Origin of the sequence: Baekduia sp. (assembly GCF_035996765.1) — a bacterium.
GTDB lineage: Bacteria > Actinomycetota > Thermoleophilia > Solirubrobacterales > Solirubrobacteraceae > Baekduia.
In genome coordinates this window covers 22302-43419 of sequence record NZ_DASYJG010000008.1, presented here as the reverse complement: position 1 = coordinate 43419, position 21118 = coordinate 22302, and the positions used below count along the sequence as shown (strand labels likewise).

17 protein-coding genes are annotated in these 21118 nt (G+C 69.3%); 11 read left to right on the top strand and 6 right to left on the bottom strand.

Annotation, left to right across the window (positions count from 1 at the left end; all coding sequences use genetic code 11):
• Nucleotides 1-96 precede the first annotated feature (96 nt).
• The 3 genes from VGO10_RS01215 to VGO10_RS01205 are packed head-to-tail and all read left to right on the top strand — an operon-like array spanning nt 97 to nt 1968.
• Complete coding sequence (locus VGO10_RS01215; RefSeq protein WP_327464306.1) at nt 97-792, top strand: winged helix-turn-helix domain-containing protein; 696 nt, start codon at nt 97-99, stop codon at nt 790-792.
• Nucleotides 789-1652 (top strand): sterol desaturase family protein, encoded by an 864-nt coding sequence (locus VGO10_RS01210; protein WP_327464304.1) that lies wholly within the window; start codon nt 789-791, stop codon nt 1650-1652. The genes VGO10_RS01215 and VGO10_RS01210 overlap by 4 nt, the downstream gene beginning before the upstream one ends.
• 19 nt (nt 1653-1671) lie before the next feature.
• The gene (locus VGO10_RS01205) at nt 1672-1968 is read left to right on the top strand and encodes a glutaredoxin family protein (protein ID WP_327464302.1); all 297 of its coding nucleotides are present in this window, start codon (nt 1672-1674) and stop codon (nt 1966-1968) included.
• On the opposite strand, the gene VGO10_RS01200 is transcribed toward VGO10_RS01205, so the two are convergent.
• Both VGO10_RS01200 and VGO10_RS01195 read right to left on the bottom strand, forming a co-directional pair.
• Nucleotides 1965-3146 (bottom strand): AarF/UbiB family protein, encoded by a 1182-nt coding sequence (locus VGO10_RS01200; RefSeq protein WP_327464300.1) that lies wholly within the window; start codon nt 3144-3146, stop codon nt 1965-1967. The two genes, VGO10_RS01205 and VGO10_RS01200, sit on opposite strands and share 4 nt — an antisense overlap.
• A 12-nt stretch (nt 3147-3158) precedes the next feature.
• The gene (locus VGO10_RS01195) at nt 3159-3809 is read right to left on the bottom strand and encodes an SDR family oxidoreductase (RefSeq protein ID WP_327464298.1); all 651 of its coding nucleotides are present in this window, start codon (nt 3807-3809) and stop codon (nt 3159-3161) included.
• Between the two features lie 113 nt (nt 3810-3922).
• On the opposite strand from VGO10_RS01195, the gene VGO10_RS01190 reads away from it, so the two are divergent.
• The 4 genes from VGO10_RS01190 (at nt 3923) to VGO10_RS01175 (ending at nt 6732) form a co-directional block, all read left to right on the top strand.
• Nucleotides 3923-5332 (top strand): ammonium transporter, encoded by a 1410-nt coding sequence (locus tag VGO10_RS01190; RefSeq protein WP_327464296.1) that lies wholly within the window; start codon nt 3923-3925, stop codon nt 5330-5332.
• Between the two features lie 91 nt (nt 5333-5423).
• Nucleotides 5424-5816 carry a helix-turn-helix domain-containing protein gene (locus VGO10_RS01185; RefSeq protein WP_327464294.1) on the top strand — a complete coding sequence of 131 codons (393 nt, stop codon included), beginning with the start codon at nt 5424-5426 and terminating at the stop codon, nt 5814-5816.
• Nucleotides 5817-5829: 13 nt separating this feature from the next.
• Entirely contained in the window at nt 5830-6252 is a 423-nt protein-coding gene (locus VGO10_RS01180; protein ID WP_327464292.1) for a helix-turn-helix transcriptional regulator, read from the top strand.
• Nucleotides 6253-6306: 54 nt separating this feature from the next.
• Nucleotides 6307-6732, top strand: coding sequence for a VOC family protein (locus VGO10_RS01175; protein ID WP_327464290.1), 426 nt, complete (start codon nt 6307-6309; stop codon nt 6730-6732).
• Here the strand turns inward: VGO10_RS01175 and VGO10_RS01170 are convergent.
• Nucleotides 6683-7561 carry an arylamine N-acetyltransferase family protein gene (locus tag VGO10_RS01170; protein WP_327464288.1) on the bottom strand — a complete coding sequence of 293 codons (879 nt, stop codon included), beginning with the start codon at nt 7559-7561 and terminating at the stop codon, nt 6683-6685. The genes VGO10_RS01175 and VGO10_RS01170 overlap by 50 nt on opposite strands.
• Nucleotides 7562-7744: 183 nt before the next feature.
• The gene (locus tag VGO10_RS01165) at nt 7745-8710 is read right to left on the bottom strand and encodes a hypothetical protein (protein WP_327464286.1); all 966 of its coding nucleotides are present in this window, start codon (nt 8708-8710) and stop codon (nt 7745-7747) included.
• A gap of 138 nt (nt 8711-8848) precedes the next feature.
• Between VGO10_RS01165 and VGO10_RS01160 the strand changes: the two genes are divergently transcribed.
• Together VGO10_RS01160 and VGO10_RS01155 are read left to right on the top strand one after the other, a co-directional pair.
• The gene (locus VGO10_RS01160; protein WP_327464284.1) at nt 8849-9856 is read left to right on the top strand and encodes an NADP-dependent oxidoreductase; all 1008 of its coding nucleotides are present in this window, start codon (nt 8849-8851) and stop codon (nt 9854-9856) included.
• Nucleotides 9856-10623 (top strand): SDR family oxidoreductase, encoded by a 768-nt coding sequence (locus tag VGO10_RS01155; RefSeq protein WP_327464282.1) that lies wholly within the window; start codon nt 9856-9858, stop codon nt 10621-10623. Before VGO10_RS01160 ends, VGO10_RS01155 begins: the two co-directional genes overlap by 1 nt.
• Before the next feature lie 14 nt (nt 10624-10637).
• Here VGO10_RS01155 and VGO10_RS01150 read toward each other — a convergent pair whose 3' ends face one another.
• On the bottom strand, nt 10638-11963 hold the full coding sequence (locus tag VGO10_RS01150; protein ID WP_327464280.1) for an ammonium transporter: 1326 nt from the start codon (nt 11961-11963) through the stop codon (nt 10638-10640).
• On the bottom strand, nt 11960-14173 hold the full coding sequence (locus tag VGO10_RS01145) for a putative bifunctional diguanylate cyclase/phosphodiesterase (protein WP_327464278.1): 2214 nt from the start codon (nt 14171-14173) through the stop codon (nt 11960-11962). Before VGO10_RS01145 ends, VGO10_RS01150 begins: the two co-directional genes overlap by 4 nt.
• Before the next feature lie 84 nt (nt 14174-14257).
• On the opposite strand from VGO10_RS01145, the gene VGO10_RS01140 reads away from it, so the two are divergent.
• Both VGO10_RS01140 and VGO10_RS01135 read left to right on the top strand, forming a co-directional pair.
• Complete coding sequence (locus VGO10_RS01140; protein WP_327464276.1) at nt 14258-18055, top strand: hypothetical protein; 3798 nt, start codon at nt 14258-14260, stop codon at nt 18053-18055.
• Between the two features lie 9 nt (nt 18056-18064).
• Complete coding sequence (locus VGO10_RS01135; RefSeq protein WP_327464274.1) at nt 18065-21034, top strand: hypothetical protein; 2970 nt, start codon at nt 18065-18067, stop codon at nt 21032-21034.
• Nucleotides 21035-21118: the final 84 nt, after the last annotated feature.

Genomic DNA, 21118 nt, shown 5'->3' with positions numbered 1-21118 from the left:
GGACGATTGGATCTCGCTGTACGAGATCCAATCGTCCCTCGATGCCGAGTGGGGGAATGGGTGGCGGTGGGCGCGTGCACCTGGTACAACCAGTTCATGTCACTGGTTGGACCAGTCGAGACACGGTCGGCGGAGATTCACCGTGCTCTGCGCGGCGCGATCCTCGATGGGCGCTATGGGGCTGACGACGCGCTGCCGTCGGAGCGGGTGCTGAGCGAGGAGCTCGGTGCCAGCCGCCATGCGGTGCGTGAGGCGCTCAAGCGGCTGCAGCAAGCGGGGCTGATCTCGATCAGCCAGGGCGGATCGACGCGTGTGCGCGACTGGCGCCGCCACGGCGGGCTGGATCTCATGCTCGCGCTCGGTGCCGAGGGTGAGCTGCCGCCGGAGGGGCTCGGCCTTGTGCGCTCGCTCTTTGAGATGCGCGCCTCGATCGGCGCCGATGCCGCGCGGCTGGCGGCACTGCGGGCCGATGCCGCCGCGCGCGCCGAGCTCGAGGCCCGCGCCGCCGCGCTGGCCGCCGCTGACGACCCGGCCGCGCGCACCGCGATCTACGACGTGCTCTGGGACCGCATCATCGACGCGGCCGACAACCTCGCCTACCGGCTCGCGCTCAACACGCTGGTCGCCGGCCAGCACGTCCTGTCCTTCGACGCCGCGACCGTCGGCGCGGAGATCGCCGACGGCCCGGCGATCTGCGCGCTGGCCGCCAAGATCGCCGACGCCGACCCCGACGGTGCCTTCGCGGTGGCGAGCGAGTTGCTGCGCCGCTCGATCCCGGAGACCACGCCATGACCGAGATCCTGTACTACGCCTTCCCGTACTTCATCCTGTTGTTGCTCGTCGAGTTTCTGTCCTTCCGGCACCTCGAGGCCGACGGCATGGTCGGCTATGACCTCAAGGACTCGCGGACGTCGATCACGATGGGGATCGGCAACGTCATCATCAACGTGGGCTGGAAGTTCGTGGTCCTCGCGCTGTACGTGGTGCTCTATGAGCTCGCGCCATGGCACCTGCCGACCGACGCATGGTGGGTCTGGGTCGCGCTCTTCTTCGCTGACGACTTCTCCTACTACTGGTTTCACCGCGTCTCGCACGAGAGCCGCGTCTTCTGGGCCAGCCACGTCGTCCACCACTCCAGCCAGCACTACAACCTGAGCACCGCGCTGCGCCAGACGTGGGTGCCGATGACCTACGCGCCGTTCTGGCTGTGGATGCCGCTGGTGGGCTTCGCGCCATGGATGGTCCTGTTGGCCCAGGCGTGGAGCCTCATCTACCAGTTCGGGATCCACACCGAACGCATCTCCCGGCTGCCGCGACCGATCGAGGCCGTGTTCAACACGCCGTCGCACCACCGCGTCCACCACGGCTCCAACGAGCAGTACTTGGACAAGAACTACGGCGGCATCCTCGTGATCTGGGACCGGATGTTCGGGACGTGGGAGCCCGAGGGTGAGCGCGTCCGCTACGGGTTGACCACCAACATCGAGACCAACAACGTGGTGCGGGTCGCGTTCCACGAGTACGTCGCGCTGTGGGGTGACATCCGGCGCGCACGGACGTGGCGGGCACGCTGGGGGCTCGCGCTGCACGGGCCCGGCTGGGCGCCGGTCGAGGAGCCTGAGCTCGAACCGTCCTCCGCCGCGCGCGGCTGAACCGCCTACGCTCGACGTCATGATCGAGCTCTACCAAGCCGAGTGGTGCCCCTTCTCCCACCAGGTGCGCCAGCGACTGACCGAGCTGATGGTGCCGTTCGTCGCCCATCAGGTCGAGCCCGAGCCCCACGAGCGCGACGCGATGGAGGCGGCGACCGGCGATCGCACGATCCCGGTCGTCGTGCTGGACGACGGGACGGTCATCGGCGGCGACACCGAGGAGATCCTCGACGCGCTCGACCGGTTGTTCCCCGAGAACGACTTCACCGTCGCCCACCACGAGCGGCGCGTCGAGGCGCACCTCTTCGAGCGTTAGGCGCCCGCGAGCATCAGCGCGCCCCAGTCCTCGGTCGCTCCGAGGCGGGCGAGGACGCTTGCGAGCTGGCCCACCGAGCGCACGACGGCCAGGTCGTGTGGCTGCGGCGTGACGGTGGCGGCGAGCTGCAGCGCGGCGGTGAGATGGTCGAGCCCGCGCTCGGCGATCGCCGCCAGGACCGGGCCGTCGAGCGTTGCCGGGCCGCTGAGGACGTCGCCCAGGACGACGGCGGCCAACCCGTATGCCTTGATCGCGTCGGCGGTCGGCAGCAGGCCGAGCCGGTCGGCGACGATCGCGGCGAAGCCGTCCTGATCGCCCGCGCGCCAGGCGACCAGCGCCTCCAGCGCCGCAGCGGTGCGGTCACGGTCGACCGGTCGCGCGAGGCCCGCGCCGAGCAGGCCGACCCGGCCGTTGGCCATCAGCACCACGTGACCGGGCCGCGGGTCGGTGAGGACGAGCCCCGCGTGGGCGGCGGTGACATGCGCGGCGACGAGCACCCGGGCGACCGCAGCCGGATCGGTGACCTTCGCCTTGGGATCGGCCAGCGTGCGCCCCTCCAACAGTTCGCTGACGAGCACGGTCTCGCCGCTCAGCTCCATGTCGGGAGCGGGGACGACGAGCCCGTCGACCCCGCGCAGGCTGCGCCGCAGCTGGCGCTGGGTGGAGGCCTCGTGCTCGAGGTCGAGCTCGTCGAGCGCCGTCTCGCGCACCTCGCGCAGGATGGCGCTTGCGTCCATCGCGCCAAAGACCTGGCGTAGCGGGGTCGCGAGCACGTCGAGCAAGGCAAGGTCATTGCGAACGGCGCCGGTCAGCCCGGGCCGCAGGACCTTGACGGCCACCGCCGTGCCGTCGCGCACGCCGCGGTGGACCTGCGCGCTGGGCGTCACCGCCAGCGGCTCGCGATCGAGCTCGTCGAGGACCTTGCCGTGCGGGCTGCCCCACGCGCCCTTGAGGATCTTCTCCACGTCCTTGAACGCGATCGGCGTGGCGGCGGCCGCGCGGGCGCGCTCCAACTCGGCGGGGAGCCGTGCTAGCGCCGCTGGGACGGCGTCGGCGTCGACCAAGGCGGCCGCGCGCCCGAGCGCGACCCGGCCGCTCGACGAGCGCCGCACGAGCGCGCCGCCCGCCTCCAGCAGCGAGCGCAGCGCGGGCGGCAGGACGGACGGGGAGGCGGCCATGAGCCGCGCAGACTATGGGGCGAGTGCGGCGATCGCCTCGGCGATCGGCGTCTCGCCGGACACGACGTCGAAGGTCATGCCGGCGCTCGACGGGGTCGCGAGGACCGCGGCCAGCACGGCGGCGACGTCGGTGCGCGGGATCTGCCCGCGATCGCGGTGCGGACCGGTGCGGACGCGGCCGCTGCCGGGCTCGTCGGTCAGGCCGCCAGGCCGGACGATGGTGGAGGCCAACCCGCTCTCGGTGAGCTTCTTGTCCGCCTGGCCCTTGGCGCGCAGGTAGGTCCCGAAGGCGCCGTCGTCCTCGGCCTCGGGGTCGGCGCCCACCGACGAGACGATCACGTAGCGGTTGATGGCGTTGCGGCGGGCGACCTCCATCAGCTTGACCGCGCCTGCGTAGTCCAGCGTCCACTTGCGCTGCGGCCCGCTGCCGGGCCCGGCGCCCGCGGCGAAGACGATCGCGTCGGCGCTGCCGATCAGCGCTGCGAGCTCGTCGACGTCGAGCCCCTCGAGGTCGGCGAGCACCGCCTCGGCGCCCGCCGCGCGCAGGTCGGCCTCGTGCTCGGGGTTGCGGATCAGCCCACGCACGCGGTGGTCGGCGCCGGCGAGCAGCCGCTCCAGCTCCAACGCGATCTGCCCGTGGCCTCCGGCGATGACGATGTCCATGGCCACGACGGTAGCTCGCGGCGGCGTTCTCGCAAGTGGAGCAACGAACCGCCGAATCGTTGTCCACCGGGATAAAGACGCAGCCTGCGCCGTCCGCCACGCTGATCGGCCGCATGATCCTGGCCGACGCGACCACGGACACCCTCGGCTTCGCGGGACGGCTCGGCGCCGACGTGGGGTTGAACTCCGCCTGGGTGATGGTCGCCGCGGTGCTGGTGATGTTCATGCAGGCGGGCTTCGCGATGCTCGAGATCGGGTTCGTCCGCGGCAAGAACGCCGGCTCGGTCGTGGCCAAGATCCTGGTGAACTTCGCGCTGGCCGCGCTGGGCTTCTACGCCGTCGGGTTTGCGCTGGCCTTCGGTGGCGACGGCGCGCTGCTTGGCACCCACGGCTTCTTCGTCGCGCACGCGCAGGACATCCCGCTCGCGTTCCCGACCAACCGGCACGGCGTGACGGCCGAGACGCTGTGGTTCTTTGAGTTCGTCTTCTGCGCCGTGGCGCTGGCGATCGTCTGGGGCACGACCCTGGAGCGCATCAAGTTCGGCGTCTACATCGTCTACGCGATCGTCTTCTCCACGGTGATCTACCCGGTGGTCGCGCACTGGATCTTCGGTGGCGGGTGGTTGGCCACCAACATCCACGTCCAGGACTTCGCCGGCTCGATCGTCGTCGACGTCTGTGGCGCGGCCGGCGCGCTGGCGATCCTGCTGCAGCTCGGGCCGCGGCGCGGCAAGTACGGCGGCGACGGGCGTCCGCATGCGATCCCGGGCCACAACATGCCGCTCTTCGGGCTCGGTGTCCTGATCCTGTGGCTGGGGTGGTTCGGCTTCAACCCCGGCTCGACGCTGACGGCGCTCGACGGTCGCTTCCCGACGATCGCGATGATCACGCAGCTGGCCGGTAGCGCCGGCGTCGTCGCGGCGATGGTCGTCATGTACGCCAAGACCAAGACCTTCGACATCGGGATGGCCGGCAACGGCGCGATCGCGGGCCTGGTCGCCATCACGGGCCCGGCGGGCTACATCGATCCGTGGGCGGCGCCGATCATCGGCGCGGTCGCGGGCGTCATCGTCGTCTACGGCGTGCTGGCGATCGACCAGCGGATCGACGACCCGGTTGGCGCGCTCGCGGCCCACGGCCTGGCCGGGATGTGGGGTGCGATCGCCTGCGGGTTGTTCGCGGCGCCGCGGTTGGCACACCACAACCTGCCGGGGAGCCGTGGCGGTTTGCTGACAACGGGCTCGCTGCACCAGCTGGGCTCGCAGCTGGTCGGGATCGCGGCCGTGGCGGCGTTCACGTTCTCGGTGTCCTACGCGGTCTTCTGGCTGGTGGGCAAGACCTATGGGTTGCGTGTCAGTGCGCAGGACGAGAACGCGGGCCTCGACATCTCCGAGCACGGCATGTACGGCTATCCCGAGCAGTTCATCCCGGGGGCGGAGCTGGTCGGCTATGGCGCGGTGCCCGCCGGCCTGCGGCTGGGCACGGGTCCGATGTCGGACCCCGAGGTGACGGCCGGGAACTGACGCTTCACCCGCAGGGCGATGGCCGGCCTGCGCATCTTCGACCGTCGGGCCATGTGCGAACGAGCCACGCGCGCCTAGCGTTCGGGCCCGAATGCTCATCACCGAAGATCGCATCGAAGTCGAGTTGCTGGAGGAGGCACGCCAGGAGATCCTCGAGCTCAGGCTGCAGAACGCCGAGCTGACTGCGCGGCTCAATGAGGAGTACGCGCTGCGCAACCTCGTCGACGGGCGTCATGCCGCGGCGATCGCGACGCTCGCCGCCTATGACGCCCGGCGTCGCACCGCGCTGCTGCAGACGCTCGAGCACCATCTGCGCGACCGCGGCGCGCTGGCCGCCACCGCCCGCAGGCTCTTCATCCACACCAACACGCTGCGTCAGCGCCTCGAGCGGGTCGAGTCGCTCACCGGCCTCGACCTCGCACGGGAGGATCTCCTGTCGCTGGAGCTCGCGCTGAAGCTGGTGCGGCTCCGCGACCGTCGTTGATTCAATAGGGGCGATGGCTGCGACCGCCCCGCCCGCTCGGCACCTGCTGCGCGCCCGCGACCATGTCGACGTGCACTACGGCGACGCGGCGCTCGACGTGCCGGCGCTGGCGCGTCGGGCCCACGCGTCGCCCGCCCACTTCAGCCGCTGCTTCAAGGAGACGTTCGGCGAGACGCCGCACCAGTACCTGCAGACGCGCCGGATCGAGCGCGCGCAAGAGCTGCTGCGCCTCAGCGACCTGACCGTCGGCGAGGTCTGCGTGGCGGTCGGGTACCGGTCGCTCGGGTCCTTCAGCGCGACGTTCAAGCGCACGGTCGGCCTGTCGCCGACGGCGTGGCGCGACCAGGTCCGTGGGGAGGCGCTGCTCGCGCGCATCCCCTCGTGCTTTCGCCGCGAGTGGCAGCGGCCGCGCGCGGTGCCGGACACCACGCGCTGAAGCCCAGCAGCTTTCGAGAAGCACGGGCCGCGCCTGCCGCGTACCGTCGCAGCCATGCCCAACCTCAAAGTTGCAATCCTCTGCGCGATGGTCGGCGACCAGGATGAAGCGCTTGCCTGGTACACCGAGAAGCTCGGCTTCGAGCAGCGCGCGAACGTCGACGCCGGCGAATGGCGCTGGATCACCGTCGCGCCGCCCGGCCAGAACGACTTCGAGATCTCGCTGATCGACCCGTCCGTGCGGCCGGACGTCGAGCCCGACGTGCGCTCGCTGATGGCCCGCGGCGGCCTCAACGGCATCATCATCCAGACCGACGACTGCCGCGCCTCCTACGCGGAGCTGATGGCGCGGGGCGTGGAGTTCACCAGCGAGCCCGAAGAGGTCTTCTACGGCATCGACTGCGGCTTCCGCGACCCGTTCGGCAACGGCTTCAGGCTGACCCAGATCGCCGATGTGCCGGCCCCCGTTCCGTCGAGCTGACGAACGCCTCGTGCTGGGCGCAGGCCTGGCCCCAGAGGCGAGCGACGCGGTCGGCCCCGAGCGCCTCGGGGTCGATCGCGAAGACGTCGCGCAGCGTGCTCGCGAGCGCGTCGCGGTCCGGGAGGACGGTGCGCTCGTCGCGGTCGGGCCCCTTGCGGCTCAACGTTCGTGAGCGGAGCGTGACGATGTGGTCGTCGGTCGGCTGCTGGATGACGAGCGTCGTGACGAAGCTCGAGTCCGGGGCGCTGGCGAGGCGCTCGTGATGCGGTGCGAAGGCGTCCAGCGGCGCGGAGGCGGCGGCGAAGCGAAAGCCCGGCGATGAGCCCCAGGCGTGCTGGCCGACCCACCACGCGCCGCCGTCTTCGGTCTCGATCGTCCAGGCCAACGGTCCGGCCGCGACCGTCCCGGCGGTCAGCGGCATCGGGTCCAGCGGACCCTCGCCCCAACCCGCATCGCAGATGTACCGGTCGCCCGCCGCGGTCGTGGCGACCAAGGCAAGGTGGTTGGTCGGCTGACCCTCGGCGAACGCGCTGCGCGGCCCGACGATGCCCTGGCGGCGCTCCATCGTGAACCCCAACGCCTCCAACAACGTGAGCAGGATGGTGTTGATCTCAAAGCAGTAGCCGCCGCGGCCGGTGCTCAGCGTGCGCTCGATCAGCGCAGCGGGCGCCAGCGGCGCGTGCTCGCCGAGCTGCGCGGTGATGCCGTCGTAGGCGAGGTGCGTCAGAAACGCGCGGTGGACCGTGTGCAGGCCATCGTCGTCGGGCGCCGGCCGCTCGCTGAGGCCGATGTGGCGCAGGAGCTCGTCGATCGTCGCGGGGTCGGGCATGGCCGGGACTCTATGACGCTCGGTGGCCCCGCCTTTTGGGCGGGGCCACCGGACGGCTGGGCCCCGGACTCGCCCTCAACGAACAGGAGACGAGGGGGCGGCCCGGTGCACATTCAGCTGAGGTCGGACTGTCCCACGCCGGCGGCGCGACGTCCACAGCCAAACGGGCAACGTTCGATGTGCCTATTTGGTGTGAATCGTGACGGTTGCGCCCGTGTTCGGGACGTAGCTGCCGTTTGTCACCCCTGCGTACACGCGGTATTTGCCGCCGGAGCGGATCGTCACGTGCTTGCTGTACTTCGAGGCGCTGCTGCTGGTCTTGTGCGTGACGGTGCCGGTGACCGTGACCCAGTGCTTCTTGGAGTTCAGCTTCTGGATGGCGATCGGCGTGCCGCCGTCCTTATCGGGCGAGACCGAGCCCTGGAAGGTGAGCTTGTGGCCACGCTTGACGGTCCGGGTGCCGAGGTGCGTCGAGACGCGCACCGAGACGCTGACGACCACGATCGGGCTGACGACCGACGGCTTGTCGGGAAGGGCGACGCGGAACTGGGTGTTCAACGCGACCATCTGCAGCCCGAACGAGAAGTTGCCCGTGGCGTCGGTGACGAGCTTGTTGCCCACCGCCTTGAAGCCCTGGGTGTAGGGGAACGGGTTGCTCTGCAGGACGACGTCGCGGCCGCCGTTGCCGGTGCCCGTGAGCTGTCCGGCCAGCGTGGTCGTGGCGCCGGGCAGGAGCGGGTTGGGCGTGGCGGCGAAGGTCACGCCGAGCGGCTGGACCAGGGTCTTGAAGCTGCGGTCGGCGCCCTTGCTCAGCCCCTTGCCGTTGCGCGCGATCAACCGGTAGTGGTAGATCGTGGCCGGGGCCAGGCCGGCGATGTCGGCCGTGACGGCCTTCTTGCCGTCGCCCGTGACGGTCTGCTCGGGCGTGACGGCCCCATAGGCGCTGGTCGTGCCGTACTGGAACTGGATGGTCGTCGCAGCGCCGTTGGGGTCGACCGACCCGGTGAGCCGCGCGGTCTGCTGCGCGACGTTGGCCGCGCCGCCGGTGGTGGCGACCGGTGCGGTGGCCGCTTGGGCGGCCGCGGGCAGCGTGAGCGCCAGCGCGAGCGCGCCGGTGCGCAGCGCCCATTTCATGGTGGTGCGGTGCATCGTCCCTCCCAGTGGGATCAAGGTTCGTTGGTTTCCTTACAGCCAACACGGCAAGTGGCCGCGTGTCGCGGTGCGGTACCCAGATTTCACGGGTGTGCAGCGCTTGGTGGCGGTCTTGCCGTTGGTACGGTCCTCGCCATGTCTGACACCAATCGCCAGATCCGCCTCGCGGCGCGCCCGCAGGGCGAGTGCAAGCCGACCGACTGGGCGCACGTCGACGAGCCGCTGCGCGAGCCGGGCGAGGGCGAGTTCGCGGGGCAGACCAAGATCATCTCCTTGGATCCCGCGATGCGCGGCTGGCTCAACGACGCCCGCTCCTATGTCCCGCCGGTGGGCCTCGGCGAGGTCATGCGCGCCGGGTCGGTCGTCGAGGTCACGGCGTCCAACCACCCCAAGTACGCGGTGGGCGACCACGTCGTCGGCATCTTCGGCGTGCAGTCGCACGTCGTCTCTGACGGCAAGGGCGCGCTGAAGGTCGATCCGAGCGCCGCGCCGCTGCCGACCTACCTCGGCGCGCTGGGCATGCCGGGGATGACGGCGTACTTCGGTCTGCTCGACGTCGGCGCGCTGGCCGAGGGCGAGACGGTGCTGGTCTCGGGCGCCGCGGGGGCGGTCGGCTCGCTGGTCGGGCAGATCGCCAAGGTCAAGGGCGCGCGCGTCGTCGGCATCGCCGGCGGGCCGGAGAAGTGCGCGCTGTTGACCGACGAGCTGGGGTTTGACGCCGCGATCGACTACCGCGGCGACGACGTCAAGGGCGCGCTGCGGGCCGCGACGCCCGACCGCGTCGACGTCTACTTCGACAACGTCGGCGGCGACATCCTCGACCTGGCTTTGACCAGGTTGAACATGAAGGCGCGCGTGGTGATCTGCGGCGCGATCAGCCAGTACAACAACGAGTCGTCCATGCGGGGGCCGTCCAACTACCTGTCGTTGCTGGTCTGCCGCGCGCGCATGGAGGGCTTCGTCGTCTTTGACTACGCCAAGCGCTACCGCGAGGCGGCGGCGGAGATCGCGGGCTGGATCGCCGAGGGCAAGGTGACCACCAAGGAGCATGTGGTCAAGGGCGGGATCGATGATTTCCCCGAGACGCTGCAGATGCTCTTTCGCGGTGACAACGTCGGCAAGCTCGTCCTCGAGATCGCCTGATGGAGCTGCGCGACAAGGTCGCCCTCGTCACGGGCGGCGCGTCCGGGCTGGGGCGGGCGACCGCGCTGGCGCTGGCCGCCGAGGGCGTCGAGGTCGTCGTCGCCGACCTCGACGAGACCGGGGGTCGCGCGGTCGCCGAACAGGTCGGCGGGCACTTCTTCGCCTGCGACGTCTCGGACTTCGAGGCCAACGTCGCGCTGGTCACAGCGGCGGTGGATGCCGCCGGCGGCCTCGACATCGCGTACCTGAACGCGGGCATTGCCAGCGGCTGCTCGGTCGGCGAGGACTTCTCGCCGGAGAAGTACCGGCTGGCCAACGGCGTGAACCTCGACGGCGTCGTCTTCGGCACGCACGCCGTCCTGCCGGCGCTGAAGGCCCGTGGCGGCGGCGCGATCGTCGCCACCGCCTCGCTGGCCGGCCTGACCAGCGTTCCGTTCGACCCGATCTACGCCGCCAACAAGGCTGCCGTCGTCGGTCTCGCGCGGTCGCTCGGGCCCGCGCTGGCCGCCGACAACATCACCTACAACGCGATCTGCCCGGCGTTCGCCGAGTCCAAGATCGTCGACCCGATCCGCGAGATCCTCAGCGCCCAGGGCGTCCAGCTCATCCCGGCCGAGACGGTTGCCGAGACGGTCCTGCGCATCATCACCGGCGGCGCGACCGGCGAGGCCTGGTTCGTGCAGCCCGGTCGCGAGCCGTCGCCCTTCACCTTCCGCAACGTGCCCGGCCCGGGCACGGGCCAGGCGGCGCGCCCGGGCGACATGTAGGCGTTGCGAGACCCTCAGCGCCCGCTGGGCACACCCAGCGGCTCGAGGTCGATCGAGTCCACGTACTGCTCCGGGTACCCGTACATCCCGTGCTCGACGATGTCGAGGCCGGCCTCTTCCTCTTGCGGCGTCACCCGCAGACCGAAGACTGCCTTGATCGCGGCGAACGTGATGTAGGACAATACGAAGACGACGACGAACGCGATCGTCAGCCCCAGCGCCTGGACGCCGAGCTGCGTGAACGACCCGGTGTAGAAGAGGCCGGGGTCGCCGACGACGTCGGGGCTCCCAACCAGGCGTGGCGAAGAAAACAGGCCGCAGCTGAGCGTGCCCCACACGCCCGCCACGCCGTGCGCGCTCAGCGCGCCGATCGGATCGTCGAGGTGGCGGTCGATCACCAGCACCGAGACGACGACGATCAAGCCGGCGACGAAGCCGATGATCGGCGCGGCCCAGAACTCGACGAAGCCCGACGGCGCGGTGATCGCGACGAGCGCCGCGATGGCGCCGTTGCCGATCATGCCGACGTCCAGGCTGCGCGTCAGCAGCGATGCCGCCAGCGCGGCGCCGACGACACCGGCCGCCGCGGCGAGGTTGGTCACGACGACGACCTCGGCCATCCGGTTGCCGCTCGTCCCCAGCGTCGAGCCCGGGTTGAAGCCAAACCAGCCCAGCCAGAGGATCAGCACGCCGATGCCGAAGAGCGGCATCGAGTGGCCGGGGATCGCGCGCGGCCGGCCGTCCGGGCCGTACTTGCCCTCGCGCGGGCCGAGCAGCAGCAGCGCCGCGAGGCCGCCGGTCGCGCCCGTGAGATGCACGACGGTCGAGCCGGCGAAGTCCTGCATCCCGGCGCCGAGCTGATCGAGCAACCCGCCACCGAAGATCCAGTGCGCGACCAGCGGGTAGATGAACCCGGCGAAGACGACGCCGTAGATCGGATAGGCGATGAAGCGGATCCGCTCCAGCGTGGTGCCCCAGACGATCGAGAGCGAGACCGCGCAGAACACCATCTGGAAGAAGAAGTAGCCGGCGCCCGCGCCATCCAGCGACCCGGCGATCGGGCTGCCGTGGTGCAACACGCTGCCGTGGTCGAGGAAGAACCCCGAGTCGCCGGCCAGCGCGGCGCCGCCGCCGAAGGCCAGCGCGAAGCCGACCATCCACCACGTCAGCGACGCGACGGAGAAGTTCACCAAGATCTTGGCCACCACGGCGCCGACGTTCTTGCCGCGCGAGAAGCCCATCTCGACGCACGCGAAGCCGGCCTGCATGAACATCACCAACACGCCGGTCACGAGCACCCAGGTGGTGTCGAGCTCCGAGGCGATCTGCTGCACCTTCATCGAGACGTCAGCTCCTCCAGCGCGAGCTGGTCAGCGGGGGTGGGACGGCCGAGCAGGTAGCCCTGGCCGTAGGGGCAGCGGTGCTCGCGCAGGAACGCGAGCTGCTGATCGGTCTCGATGCCCTCGACGATCGTGGTCATGTCGAGCGCCTCGGCCAGCGCGAGGATCGCGGCGACGATCGACGCCGAGCCACGGTCGTCGGGGACCTTGTCCAGGAACGCGCGGTCGACCTTGAGCACCTGCACGGGCAGGTCGCGCAGGCGGGCCAGCGAGGAGTGGCCGGCGCCGAAGTCGTCGATCGCGATCGTCAGGCCGGCCTCGTGGAGCTCGTCGAGCAGCGAGCGGTGGCGGTGCGCGTCGCTCATGACGGCCGTCTCGGTGAGCTCTGCGCAGAACTGCTGCGGGCGCAGGCCGTGGGCGGCGATGCACTCGGCGATCGAGGAGACCAGGTCGGTCCGGCGCAGCTGGCGCGGGGAGAGGTTGAACGAGAGGCGCGGGCGGTGGCCGGCGGCGCCCCAGCGCAGGGCCTGCTGGCAGAGCTCGTCGATGACCCAGTCGCCGATCGCGTCGATGAGGCCGGTCTCCTCGGCGATTGGGATGAAGTCGCCGGGCGGGACGAGTCCGTGACTGGGGTCCTCCCAGCGCACGAGCGCCTCGGCGCCGGCGAGGCGCCCGTCGGTCAGCGAGACGATCGGCTGGTAGTGGAGGCGCAGCTCGCCGTCGCCGATCGCGCGGCGCAGGCGGCTGGTGAGCGACAGCCGCGCGCGGGCGTCGCCCTCCTCCTGCTGGTAGACGGCGACGCTGCCGCTGCCCGTGCGCTTGGCCTGGTACATCGCGGAGTCGGCGTGTTTGAGGAGGTCCTCGGCGTCGTCGGCGTGCTCGGGAAAGAGCGCGACGCCGATCGACGCGCCGACATGGAACTCGGCGTCGGAGATCTCGTAGGGACGCTCGAGCGCGCTGGCGATGCGCTCGGCGGCCAGCTGGGCGGCGGCGCCGGCGGTGTCGGCGCCGGTGCAGTGCATCAACAACAGGAACTCGTCGCCGCCCTGGCGGGCGAGGACGTCGCCGCCGCGGACGAGCTCAGACACTCGGCGTGCCGTCTCGCGCAGCACCTCGTCGCCGGCGGCGTGGCCGAGGGAGTCGTTGACGAGCTTGAAGTTGTCCAGGTCGAAGTACAGGAGCGCGACGGCTTCGCCTGAGCGGCGAGCGCGCACGAGGTCGGTGCGCAACTGCTCTTCGAGCTGGGTGCGGTTCGGCAGACCGGTCAGCGCGTCGTGATAGGCGAGGTAGGCGACCTGGGCCTCGGCACGACGGCGCTCGGTGACGTCTTCACCGGAGCGCAGGACCGCGATGATCTCGCCATCCTCATTGTGCAGGGCCGAGTTGCGCCAGGCGATCTTGCGGTCGTCGCCGTCCTTGGTGCGGACGAAGGTCTCGAGGCTGTCGCGGGGCGGTTCGACGCCGGACACCAGCCGGGCGAACGCGCGGCGGGCGTCGAGGCGATCGGCGGCGGGGACGACGGCGTCAAACCAGTCGCGGCCGCGGAGGTCGTCCTCCTCGAAGCCGAGCAGCTCGCAGCCCTGGCGGTTGATGAGCTCGACGTGGCCGCGCTGGTCGAGCACGACGACCAGCGTGCTGGCGACCTCCAGGTAGCGCTGCGCGCGATCGCGCTCCTCGCGCAGGGTGCGCTGTGTGGTGATGGTCCCCGTGACGTCGGCGAAGGTGAGGACGATGCCCGAGTCTGTGCCGCCGCCGGCGCTGAGCGGTCGCGCGTGGACGCGCAGCCACTGGGGGTTGCCGTCGCCGTCGATGCGGGTCGAGGTGCCGGCGACGGGCCGGCCTTCGAGTTGGGCGATCGCCGAGAGCGACTCGCCAGGCTTTAGCGTGCGGCCGTCGTGCTCGGCGATGATCTGCAGGTCGTCCTTGAACGGTGCGAGGGCACCGGCCAGCTCGGCCGCCGAGAGCTCCAGGATGCGCAGGGCGCTGGCGTTCCAGGAGACCGCGCGCCGCTGCGCGTCGGTGACCACTACCCCCTCGTCGAGCCCTTCCACGACGACGCGGCTGAGCTGCTCGGCGGCTCTCGCCGCCTGCCGGGCGCGCTGCTGAGGTCCGAGATCGACGACGAGGCCGCGGCTCTTGAGCTGCCCGGCCTGCCTGCCCTTGCGGTGTCGTTCCCCGAAGGGCGCGCTGAATCCCCTGCCCTGCGGCATGTTGTCCCGATACATCGACGAAGGGGTTCAGGGATTGAGGCGTTTGCAGAACTGCGTGCAAGCGCCTGACAGTCGCGTGTCGTCATGAGGACATCCGCAAAAGTCCCGCAAATAGTTGAGCACTCAGCCACTTCCGAGCCGATAAGCTTGCATTCGGGAACAGTCGTGGCTATATTGGCCCCCGTTCCGGATCGATGGATCGTTTTGCACGTTGCCGGATGGGTCTGTCGCCGTGCGCTGGGCCGCAATAAAAGCAGTGGGTTGGAGGGACGGATGAGCGTGATGACCATGCCGACAGGCTGCGCTTTGCGACGCCTACGTGCAGCTTTCGCGATGGCGATCGTGGCGTTGGCCGTGCTGTCGGCAGCGTCTGCTCAGGCCGTGACGTCCACGTCCACCTACGTTCCAAGGGACTTCTTCGGAGTCCAAGGGGCAGGCGCCGGGGAGTTCCAGTCGCCAGGAAGCATCGCCGTGGAGCCGGCGACCCACAACGTCCTCGTCGCCGACACCGCCAATGCGCGCGTCCAGGTGCTGACACCCAGCGGCACCGGTGTCCAGTATCTGACGTCCTTCGGCACCGGCACACTGACGGCGCCGTTCGGACTGGCCATCGATCAGACCTCGGGCGCGGTCTATGTGACCGACACCGATGCCGGCACGCCGGTCATCCGCCGCTACACGTCAGACGGCGCGGCGACGCCGACCTACACGCTCGACACAGGCTTCACGAGCCCGGCGATCGTCAGCGCGCACAGCACGCTCGCGGTCGACCCGACCACCCACGATCTCGTCGTGGCCGACACGGGCACGCAGGAGGTCAAGCGCTTCGCCGTGGGCGACGGGCATCTGATCAGCTCGTTCAACGGCGCGGCGTCGGGTGGTGGTCCGTTCATCTCGCTGCGGAGCGTCGCGGTGGCGCCGTCGGGGACGGTGTATGTGGTGGACGAGCCGTATCGGGACTCGGTCTTCCTTGACCCGGGCACCGGCCGCGTCGAGCGATTCGATGCTCTGGGCGCGCCGCAGGGCGCGTTGCAGGGTATGGATCAGGCGTCGTCTGTCACCGTCGATGGAGCCACCGGAACGGCACTGGTGAGCTGGAACAACGGCTACGACCGGTCTCCGCGTCACCTGTCGCTGTTCTCGGCGTCCGACGTGGCAAGCTCGTCCTTCGACCTTCCGGGATCGGTGGCCGGTGGTGTGGTGGGCTTGGCCTATGACGGGGCCAGCCCGCACGACATCTTCGCCCTGCTCGATCAAGAGCTCGGCCAGATCGGCGGCCCTGGCGTCCAGCGTCTCACGCCGGGTGAGATCCCGGGCGTGGCAATCGGTCCGGCGAACGCGGTTGGCGAAACCACGGCGCAAGTGACGGGCTCCGTCGCGCCAGGAGTCGCATCGGGCGCTGCCACCGTTCACTTCGAGTATTCGTTCGCCGGCGGGCTCACGCAGGTCACCCCGGACCAGGCGGGCATTGCTGGTCCCGGCGAGACGGCGGTATCGGCGGAGCTGACGGACTTGCGGCCGAACACGACCTACTCGGTTCATCTTCATGCCGCGAATGACGACTTCGCGGCCGACTCTTCGGAGGGAACGTTCACCACGGGCGCCGTCGTGCCGGCCGTCCAGGACGGCGGCGTCACCGACAGAGCCGCCAGCTCGGTCGTGGTCAACGGCCGCGTCAATCCTCTCGGCCAGCAGAGCACGTACCACTTCGAGTACGGAGAGACCGCCGCCTACGGGAGCACGGTGCCGGTTGGCGACGACGACGTCGCGGGGAACGGCTACGCCTTCCGGCTCGCCTCCCACGGCATCTCAGGTCTGAAGCCGGGAACGACCTATCACTACCGACTGGTCGCTCACAACGCATCCGGCTCCTCGGCCACGCCAGACGCGACCTTCACGACCCGGCCGGCCACCGAGCCGGTGCGGGCATACGAGCAGGTCTCTCCGGTTGACAAGGGCGGGGCCGTGCTCAACACGTACGCCTACTACTACGCGCGAGCCGACGGCAACGCGCTGGCCTATCAGACCAAGAACGCGATGGATCTGCCAGGCACACAAGGCTCGCCGCTCGAGTCGCGCTATGCCAGTCGCAGGACGAGCGCAGGCTGGGATCTCCGCGCGCTCGATGCTCCGACGAACGTCGTGCCTGCCGGCCAACTGCTTTCAACCTCGACCATCGCGGTGTCCTCGGACTTCTCCCATGCGCTCGTGAGCAGCAACCGCAAGCTCGCACCCGGGGGCGTCGACGGGGACGGCAACCTCTACCGCCGCGATGTCGAGACCGGAGCCTTTGAGCTGGTGGCGACCGGCTTGCCATACGGCTTGCTCAGCGGTCCGTCCGGCGCAATCGTCTACTTCGGCGGGTCGCCGGACTTCTCGATGATCGCGATCGAGTCTGCCGCAGCACTCACGCCTGACGCCACGCCCGGTTTGGAAGGTCTGTATCAGTGGAGGGTCGGCCACGGCCTCCATCTGATCTCGCGCAAGCCGGACGGCTCGCCAACGGACGGCGCCGTCGACATCGGCAACCGGCTCAACTGGCCTGCGCGCAACCTCGTGACGGCCGACGGCTCGACGCTGTACTTCACCGTGCAGGGCGGCACGGCCGACGGGATCTATCGCACACGGGACGGTGTGACGGAGCGCGTGCTCGATCTCGGCGCTGCGGGTCGTCTGGTGGACGTCACGCCCGATGGTCGGTACCTCGTGTACGTCGTCGGCGACAACAACGATCTGTATCGGTACGACGTCCAGAGCGGCACGAGCACGTTCATCTTCTCCGGGGTCGCTGTCGGAGGTGGCATCGGCTATATGGGCGTGAGCGAAAATGGATCGTCGATCTTCACGACCGGCGACGGCGGCGCGGCGCCCACCGTCTGGCATGACGGCGTCATCTCCGCGATCGGCTCGATGTCAGGCGTCGAGGGCACCGCGTTCTGGGGTGTCGGCGCGAGTCCGAACGGCCGATACTTCGTCTTCGACACCACGTCCCTCGTGGGGCAGTCCTATGACAACTCCGGCTGTCCCGCCAATCCCGTTGACGGTGACCGCAACGGCAAGTGCTTTGAGGTCTACGTCTACGACGTCTTGCAGCACACCTTGACCTGCGCGTCTTGCCCTGCCGACGGCACGCCGCCTGCAGGCCATGCTCATCTCGGCCCGAACGTCCTCGAGCTCAACCTCCGCGGTGGCCGGTACGTCAACGACAACGGCCAGGCGTTCTTCACCACCCCCACCAAACTCGTTGCCGCCGACACGAACGGCAGCGGCGACGTGTACATGTACCAGGACGGAGAGGTGCAGCTCATCAGTCCCGGCAGGGGGAAGTACAACGCGACGCTTGCCGACACGAGCGCGGACGGCAGCGATGTGTTCTTCACGACCGACGAACAGTTGGTCGGGCAGGATCACGACGATCAGCTCGATATGTACGACGCGCGGATTGGCGGCGGGATTGCGGCGCAGTCGTCGCGTGGCGACGAAGTGGCCCCTTGTGGCGGGACAGAGTGCCGTGAGGCAACCGCCGGGCCGACGACGTCGCCAACGATCGCAAGCCAGATCGCCTCCGGCCTCCCCGAGACCATCGTGACGGCCGGCAAGGCCAAAGTGACGGTGCTGAAGGTCACGCTCACCGCATCCTCGTTGCGGGTAAAGGTCCGTGTCTCGAGCCGCGGGGTCGTGCGGCTCTCGGGCAACGCGGTAACGACCAAATCCGTGACCGTCACCAAGGCTGGCACGTACACCGTCGAGGCGAAATGGACGAAGAAGACGCGATCGTCGCGACGTGCCAAGCGACGAGTGAAGGTCTCGGCCAAGGTGTTGCTGACCCCGCCGTTCGGCGCGTCAGCAGCGGCCAGCATCAAGCGGACCCTCGGAAAGTAGGTGTTGAAGATGCACACGCACAACACGAGGGTGATCGCTCGCACCGTGCTCTTGGCGGCGTTGCTCGCCGTCGCCTTTTCCTCGGTGGCCCGCGCCAACTTCGGCATCGATCTCGCCACGGGGAGGTTGACCACGGCCGACGGTCTCTTCTCACGGCAGGCGGGTGAGCACGCCGACATCAACATCCGCATCGCGCTTCCCCGGACGGCCGACAATGTGGCCGATGGAAGCGTTCACGACGTGAAGGTCGACCTTCCCGTAGGCCTGGTCGGCAACCCGACGGCGGCCCCGACGTGCGACTTCGATCAGCTCATCCCACCTGGCGGATCACCGAACCCTGATTGCCCGATCGCCTCGCAGGTCGGTATCGCGAAGATCACCACGGACTCGAGCCTCGGACCCGACGACCGCGCTGACATCTACACCCCCGTGTTCAACATGCGCCGCTCGTCGGACTCCCCGGGGCTCTTCGCCTTCAACTTTGGCGGCGCAGCGTTGAAGATCGTGCCGCGCGTGCGCCCCGACGACTACGGCATCGGCGCAGACAGCCTCGCCCTGACCCAGGCTTCACCCCCGTACTACATCGACGTCACGCTTTGGGGCGTCCCTGCGGATCCGGCCCACAACTCGGATCGTGAAGACCCGGCGATTCCAGCCTTTGGCGCTTCCAGCCCCGACCCGCGCAAGGCGTTCCTGAGCAATCCCACCTCCTGCTCCGGCAAACCGGCGGCGTTCACCGTGTCCGCCGACGCATGGCAGGACATCGGGGCCTTCGTCTCGAAGTCGTTTGACCAGGATCGCGACGGCACGCCGTTCGTCTTCACCGGCTGCGACCGGGTCCCGTTCAATCCGTCCGTCAACGTGCAGCCGCTGTCGCACACCGCCGACGCGCCGACAGGCCTGAACTTCGATCTGGATGTGCCGCAGAGCGACGCGCCAGACGGCAACGCGACCGCGCACATGCGCAAGGCGGTCGTGACCTTCCCGGAAGGGATGTCGGTCTCGCCATCGTCGGCAGCAGGCCTGGGCGCATGCGCACCCAGCGAGGTCAAGCTCGGCAACAACGAGGATGTGACCTGTCCCAACTCGTCGAAGATCGGGACGGTCGAGATCGACACGCCGGTGCTCGACGAGCCGCTCAAGGGCGATGTGATCCTCGCCAAGCAGAACGACAATCCCTTCCGGTCGCTGCTGGCGCTGTACATCGTTGCCAAGGGGCCCGGCTTCTGGGTGAAGCTCTCAGGCCGTGTCGACGTCGATCCGGTCACCGGCCGGGTGACCACGACCTTCGACAACAACCCCCAGCTGCCGTTCTCCCATCTGCACGTCGCGCTGCGCGGCGGATCCCAGGCACCACTGGCGACGCCGCCGGCGTGTGGGACCTACACCACACGTACCGAGATAACGTCCTGGGCGTCAGATACCCCGGTGACGCTGGACACGCCGTTCACCATCGACGAGCGGTGTGGCACGCGCGGCTTCTCCCCGTCGCTCAGCGCCGGGACGACGAATCCTCTTGCCGGAGCCGAGTCACCGTTCTCGCTGACGCTCACGCGCGCCGACGGCGAGCAGTACTTCCAGAGCATCGAGACGGCGCTACCGCCGGGCTTGCTCGGGAAAATCGCCGCAGCGCCGGAGTGCGCGAGCGATCTTGCTGCCATCGGCGCGTGTCCGCTTGGGACCGAGCTCGGTGAGACCAACACGCTGTCTGGCCCAGGCGGGGCCCCGCTCGCGCTGAACGGGCGGGTCTATCTCACGGGTCCGTACAAGGACGCTCCCTTCGGCCTGTCGATCGTGGTGCCGACGGCCGGGCAGGCCGGGCCGTTCGACCTTGGTGACGTGGTGGTCCGCGCGGCCATCTACGTCGACAGGACAGACGCCCATGTCACCGTGAAGTCCGACCCGCTGCCGACGATCATCCAGGGCATCCCGCTTCGGGTTCGCCAGATCAACGTCACGATCGATCGCGCGGGCTTCCTCTTCAACCCGACGGCGTGTGCGCCGTCGACGGTCTTCGTCAACGTCGGGAGCCTCGAAGGGGCGACCGCCAGCCTGACCGCGCCGTTCAGGGTGGCCGGTTGCGCTGCGCTGGCAATAAAGCAGCGCCTGGCAGTTCGCTTGACCGGCAAGACCCAGACCACCGATGGCAAGCACCCGGGGATCTCGGCGACGCTGACCGATAGCGGCGGCGGGGCGAACTTGCGCAAGGTCGTGGCGAAGCTACCGCTCTCGCTCGCTCTCGACCCTGACAACGCTCAGGCGCTGTGCAAGCCCGAGCAGCGGCTGGCGCGCGCCTGCCCTGCCACGTCGATCGTCGGACAGGCACGCGCCACCTCCGTCCTGCTCGATGCGCTGACCGGCCCCGTCTACTTTGTCGAAGCGAAGCGGCGAAGCGCGTCTGGGCGGCTGATCAGCACCTTCCCGAACCTCTGGATCCCGCTCAGCGCCGACGGTGTGACGATCGACATCACCGCCACCTCGGCGGTGGACAGCCTCGATCGACTTGTGACGACCTTTGACATGTTGCCGGACGCTCCGATCAGCACGTTCCAGTTGTCAATCGACGGTGGGAAGCACGGGATCATCACGGTCTCGGGGAAGCCGGGCGTCTGCGATCGCAGCAGAGTACTGGATCTCCAGCTCACCGGCCAGAGCGGCAAGGTGATGGAGACACCGGTCACGGCGACCGTCGACGGCTGCAAGCCGAAGATCAAGAAGGCGTCAGCGAGTCCGCGTGCGGTGTCATTGCGTTTGTCTGGAGTGGGTGCGGGTAGGCTGACGCTGACCGGTGGCTCGGTCGTGAAGTCGACACGGACGCTCAAGGCTGCGACCGAGGCGACCATCAAGGCGCAACTGACCTCGAAGGCGCGGGCAACACTGCGGCACGTCGGTCGGCTGCGGGTTGCGGTGACCGTCAAGTTCACGCCTCACAAGGGCGCGGGCGTGACGCTCCACAGGTTAATGCGGCTTCGCCGCTGACGACGATCTGTCACACGCGTACCACATACTGGCATGAAAGTGTCAAGAAGGAGCCAGCTGGCTCTGGTGGTTACCGACAAAGGC

Coding starts and splice junctions, on each gene's coding strand:
- VGO10_RS01165 (WP_327464286.1), bottom strand. CDS start 8,710: ATGCACCGCACCACCATGAAATGGGCGCTGCGCACCGGCGCGCTCGCG.
- VGO10_RS01180 (WP_327464292.1), top strand. CDS start 5,830: ATGGCTGCGACCGCCCCGCCCGCTCGGCACCTGCTGCGCGCCCGCGAC.
- VGO10_RS01155 (WP_327464282.1), top strand. CDS start 9,856: ATGGAGCTGCGCGACAAGGTCGCCCTCGTCACGGGCGGCGCGTCCGGG.
- VGO10_RS01210 (WP_327464304.1), top strand. CDS start 789: ATGACCGAGATCCTGTACTACGCCTTCCCGTACTTCATCCTGTTGTTG.
- VGO10_RS01205 (WP_327464302.1), top strand. CDS start 1,672: ATGATCGAGCTCTACCAAGCCGAGTGGTGCCCCTTCTCCCACCAGGTG.
- VGO10_RS01175 (WP_327464290.1), top strand. CDS start 6,307: ATGCCCAACCTCAAAGTTGCAATCCTCTGCGCGATGGTCGGCGACCAG.
- VGO10_RS01160 (WP_327464284.1), top strand. CDS start 8,849: ATGTCTGACACCAATCGCCAGATCCGCCTCGCGGCGCGCCCGCAGGGC.
- VGO10_RS01200 (WP_327464300.1), bottom strand. CDS start 3,146: ATGGCCGCCTCCCCGTCCGTCCTGCCGCCCGCGCTGCGCTCGCTGCTG.
- VGO10_RS01215 (WP_327464306.1), top strand. CDS start 97: ATGTCACTGGTTGGACCAGTCGAGACACGGTCGGCGGAGATTCACCGT.
- VGO10_RS01145 (WP_327464278.1), bottom strand. CDS start 14,173: ATGCCGCAGGGCAGGGGATTCAGCGCGCCCTTCGGGGAACGACACCGC.
- VGO10_RS01140 (WP_327464276.1), top strand. CDS start 14,258: ATGAGGACATCCGCAAAAGTCCCGCAAATAGTTGAGCACTCAGCCACT.
- VGO10_RS01190 (WP_327464296.1), top strand. CDS start 3,923: ATGATCCTGGCCGACGCGACCACGGACACCCTCGGCTTCGCGGGACGG.
- VGO10_RS01135 (WP_327464274.1), top strand. CDS start 18,065: ATGCACACGCACAACACGAGGGTGATCGCTCGCACCGTGCTCTTGGCG.
- VGO10_RS01170 (WP_327464288.1), bottom strand. CDS start 7,561: ATGCCCGACCCCGCGACGATCGACGAGCTCCTGCGCCACATCGGCCTC.
- VGO10_RS01195 (WP_327464298.1), bottom strand. CDS start 3,809: ATGGACATCGTCATCGCCGGAGGCCACGGGCAGATCGCGTTGGAGCTG.
- VGO10_RS01150 (WP_327464280.1), bottom strand. CDS start 11,963: ATGAAGGTGCAGCAGATCGCCTCGGAGCTCGACACCACCTGGGTGCTC.
- VGO10_RS01185 (WP_327464294.1), top strand. CDS start 5,424: ATGCTCATCACCGAAGATCGCATCGAAGTCGAGTTGCTGGAGGAGGCA.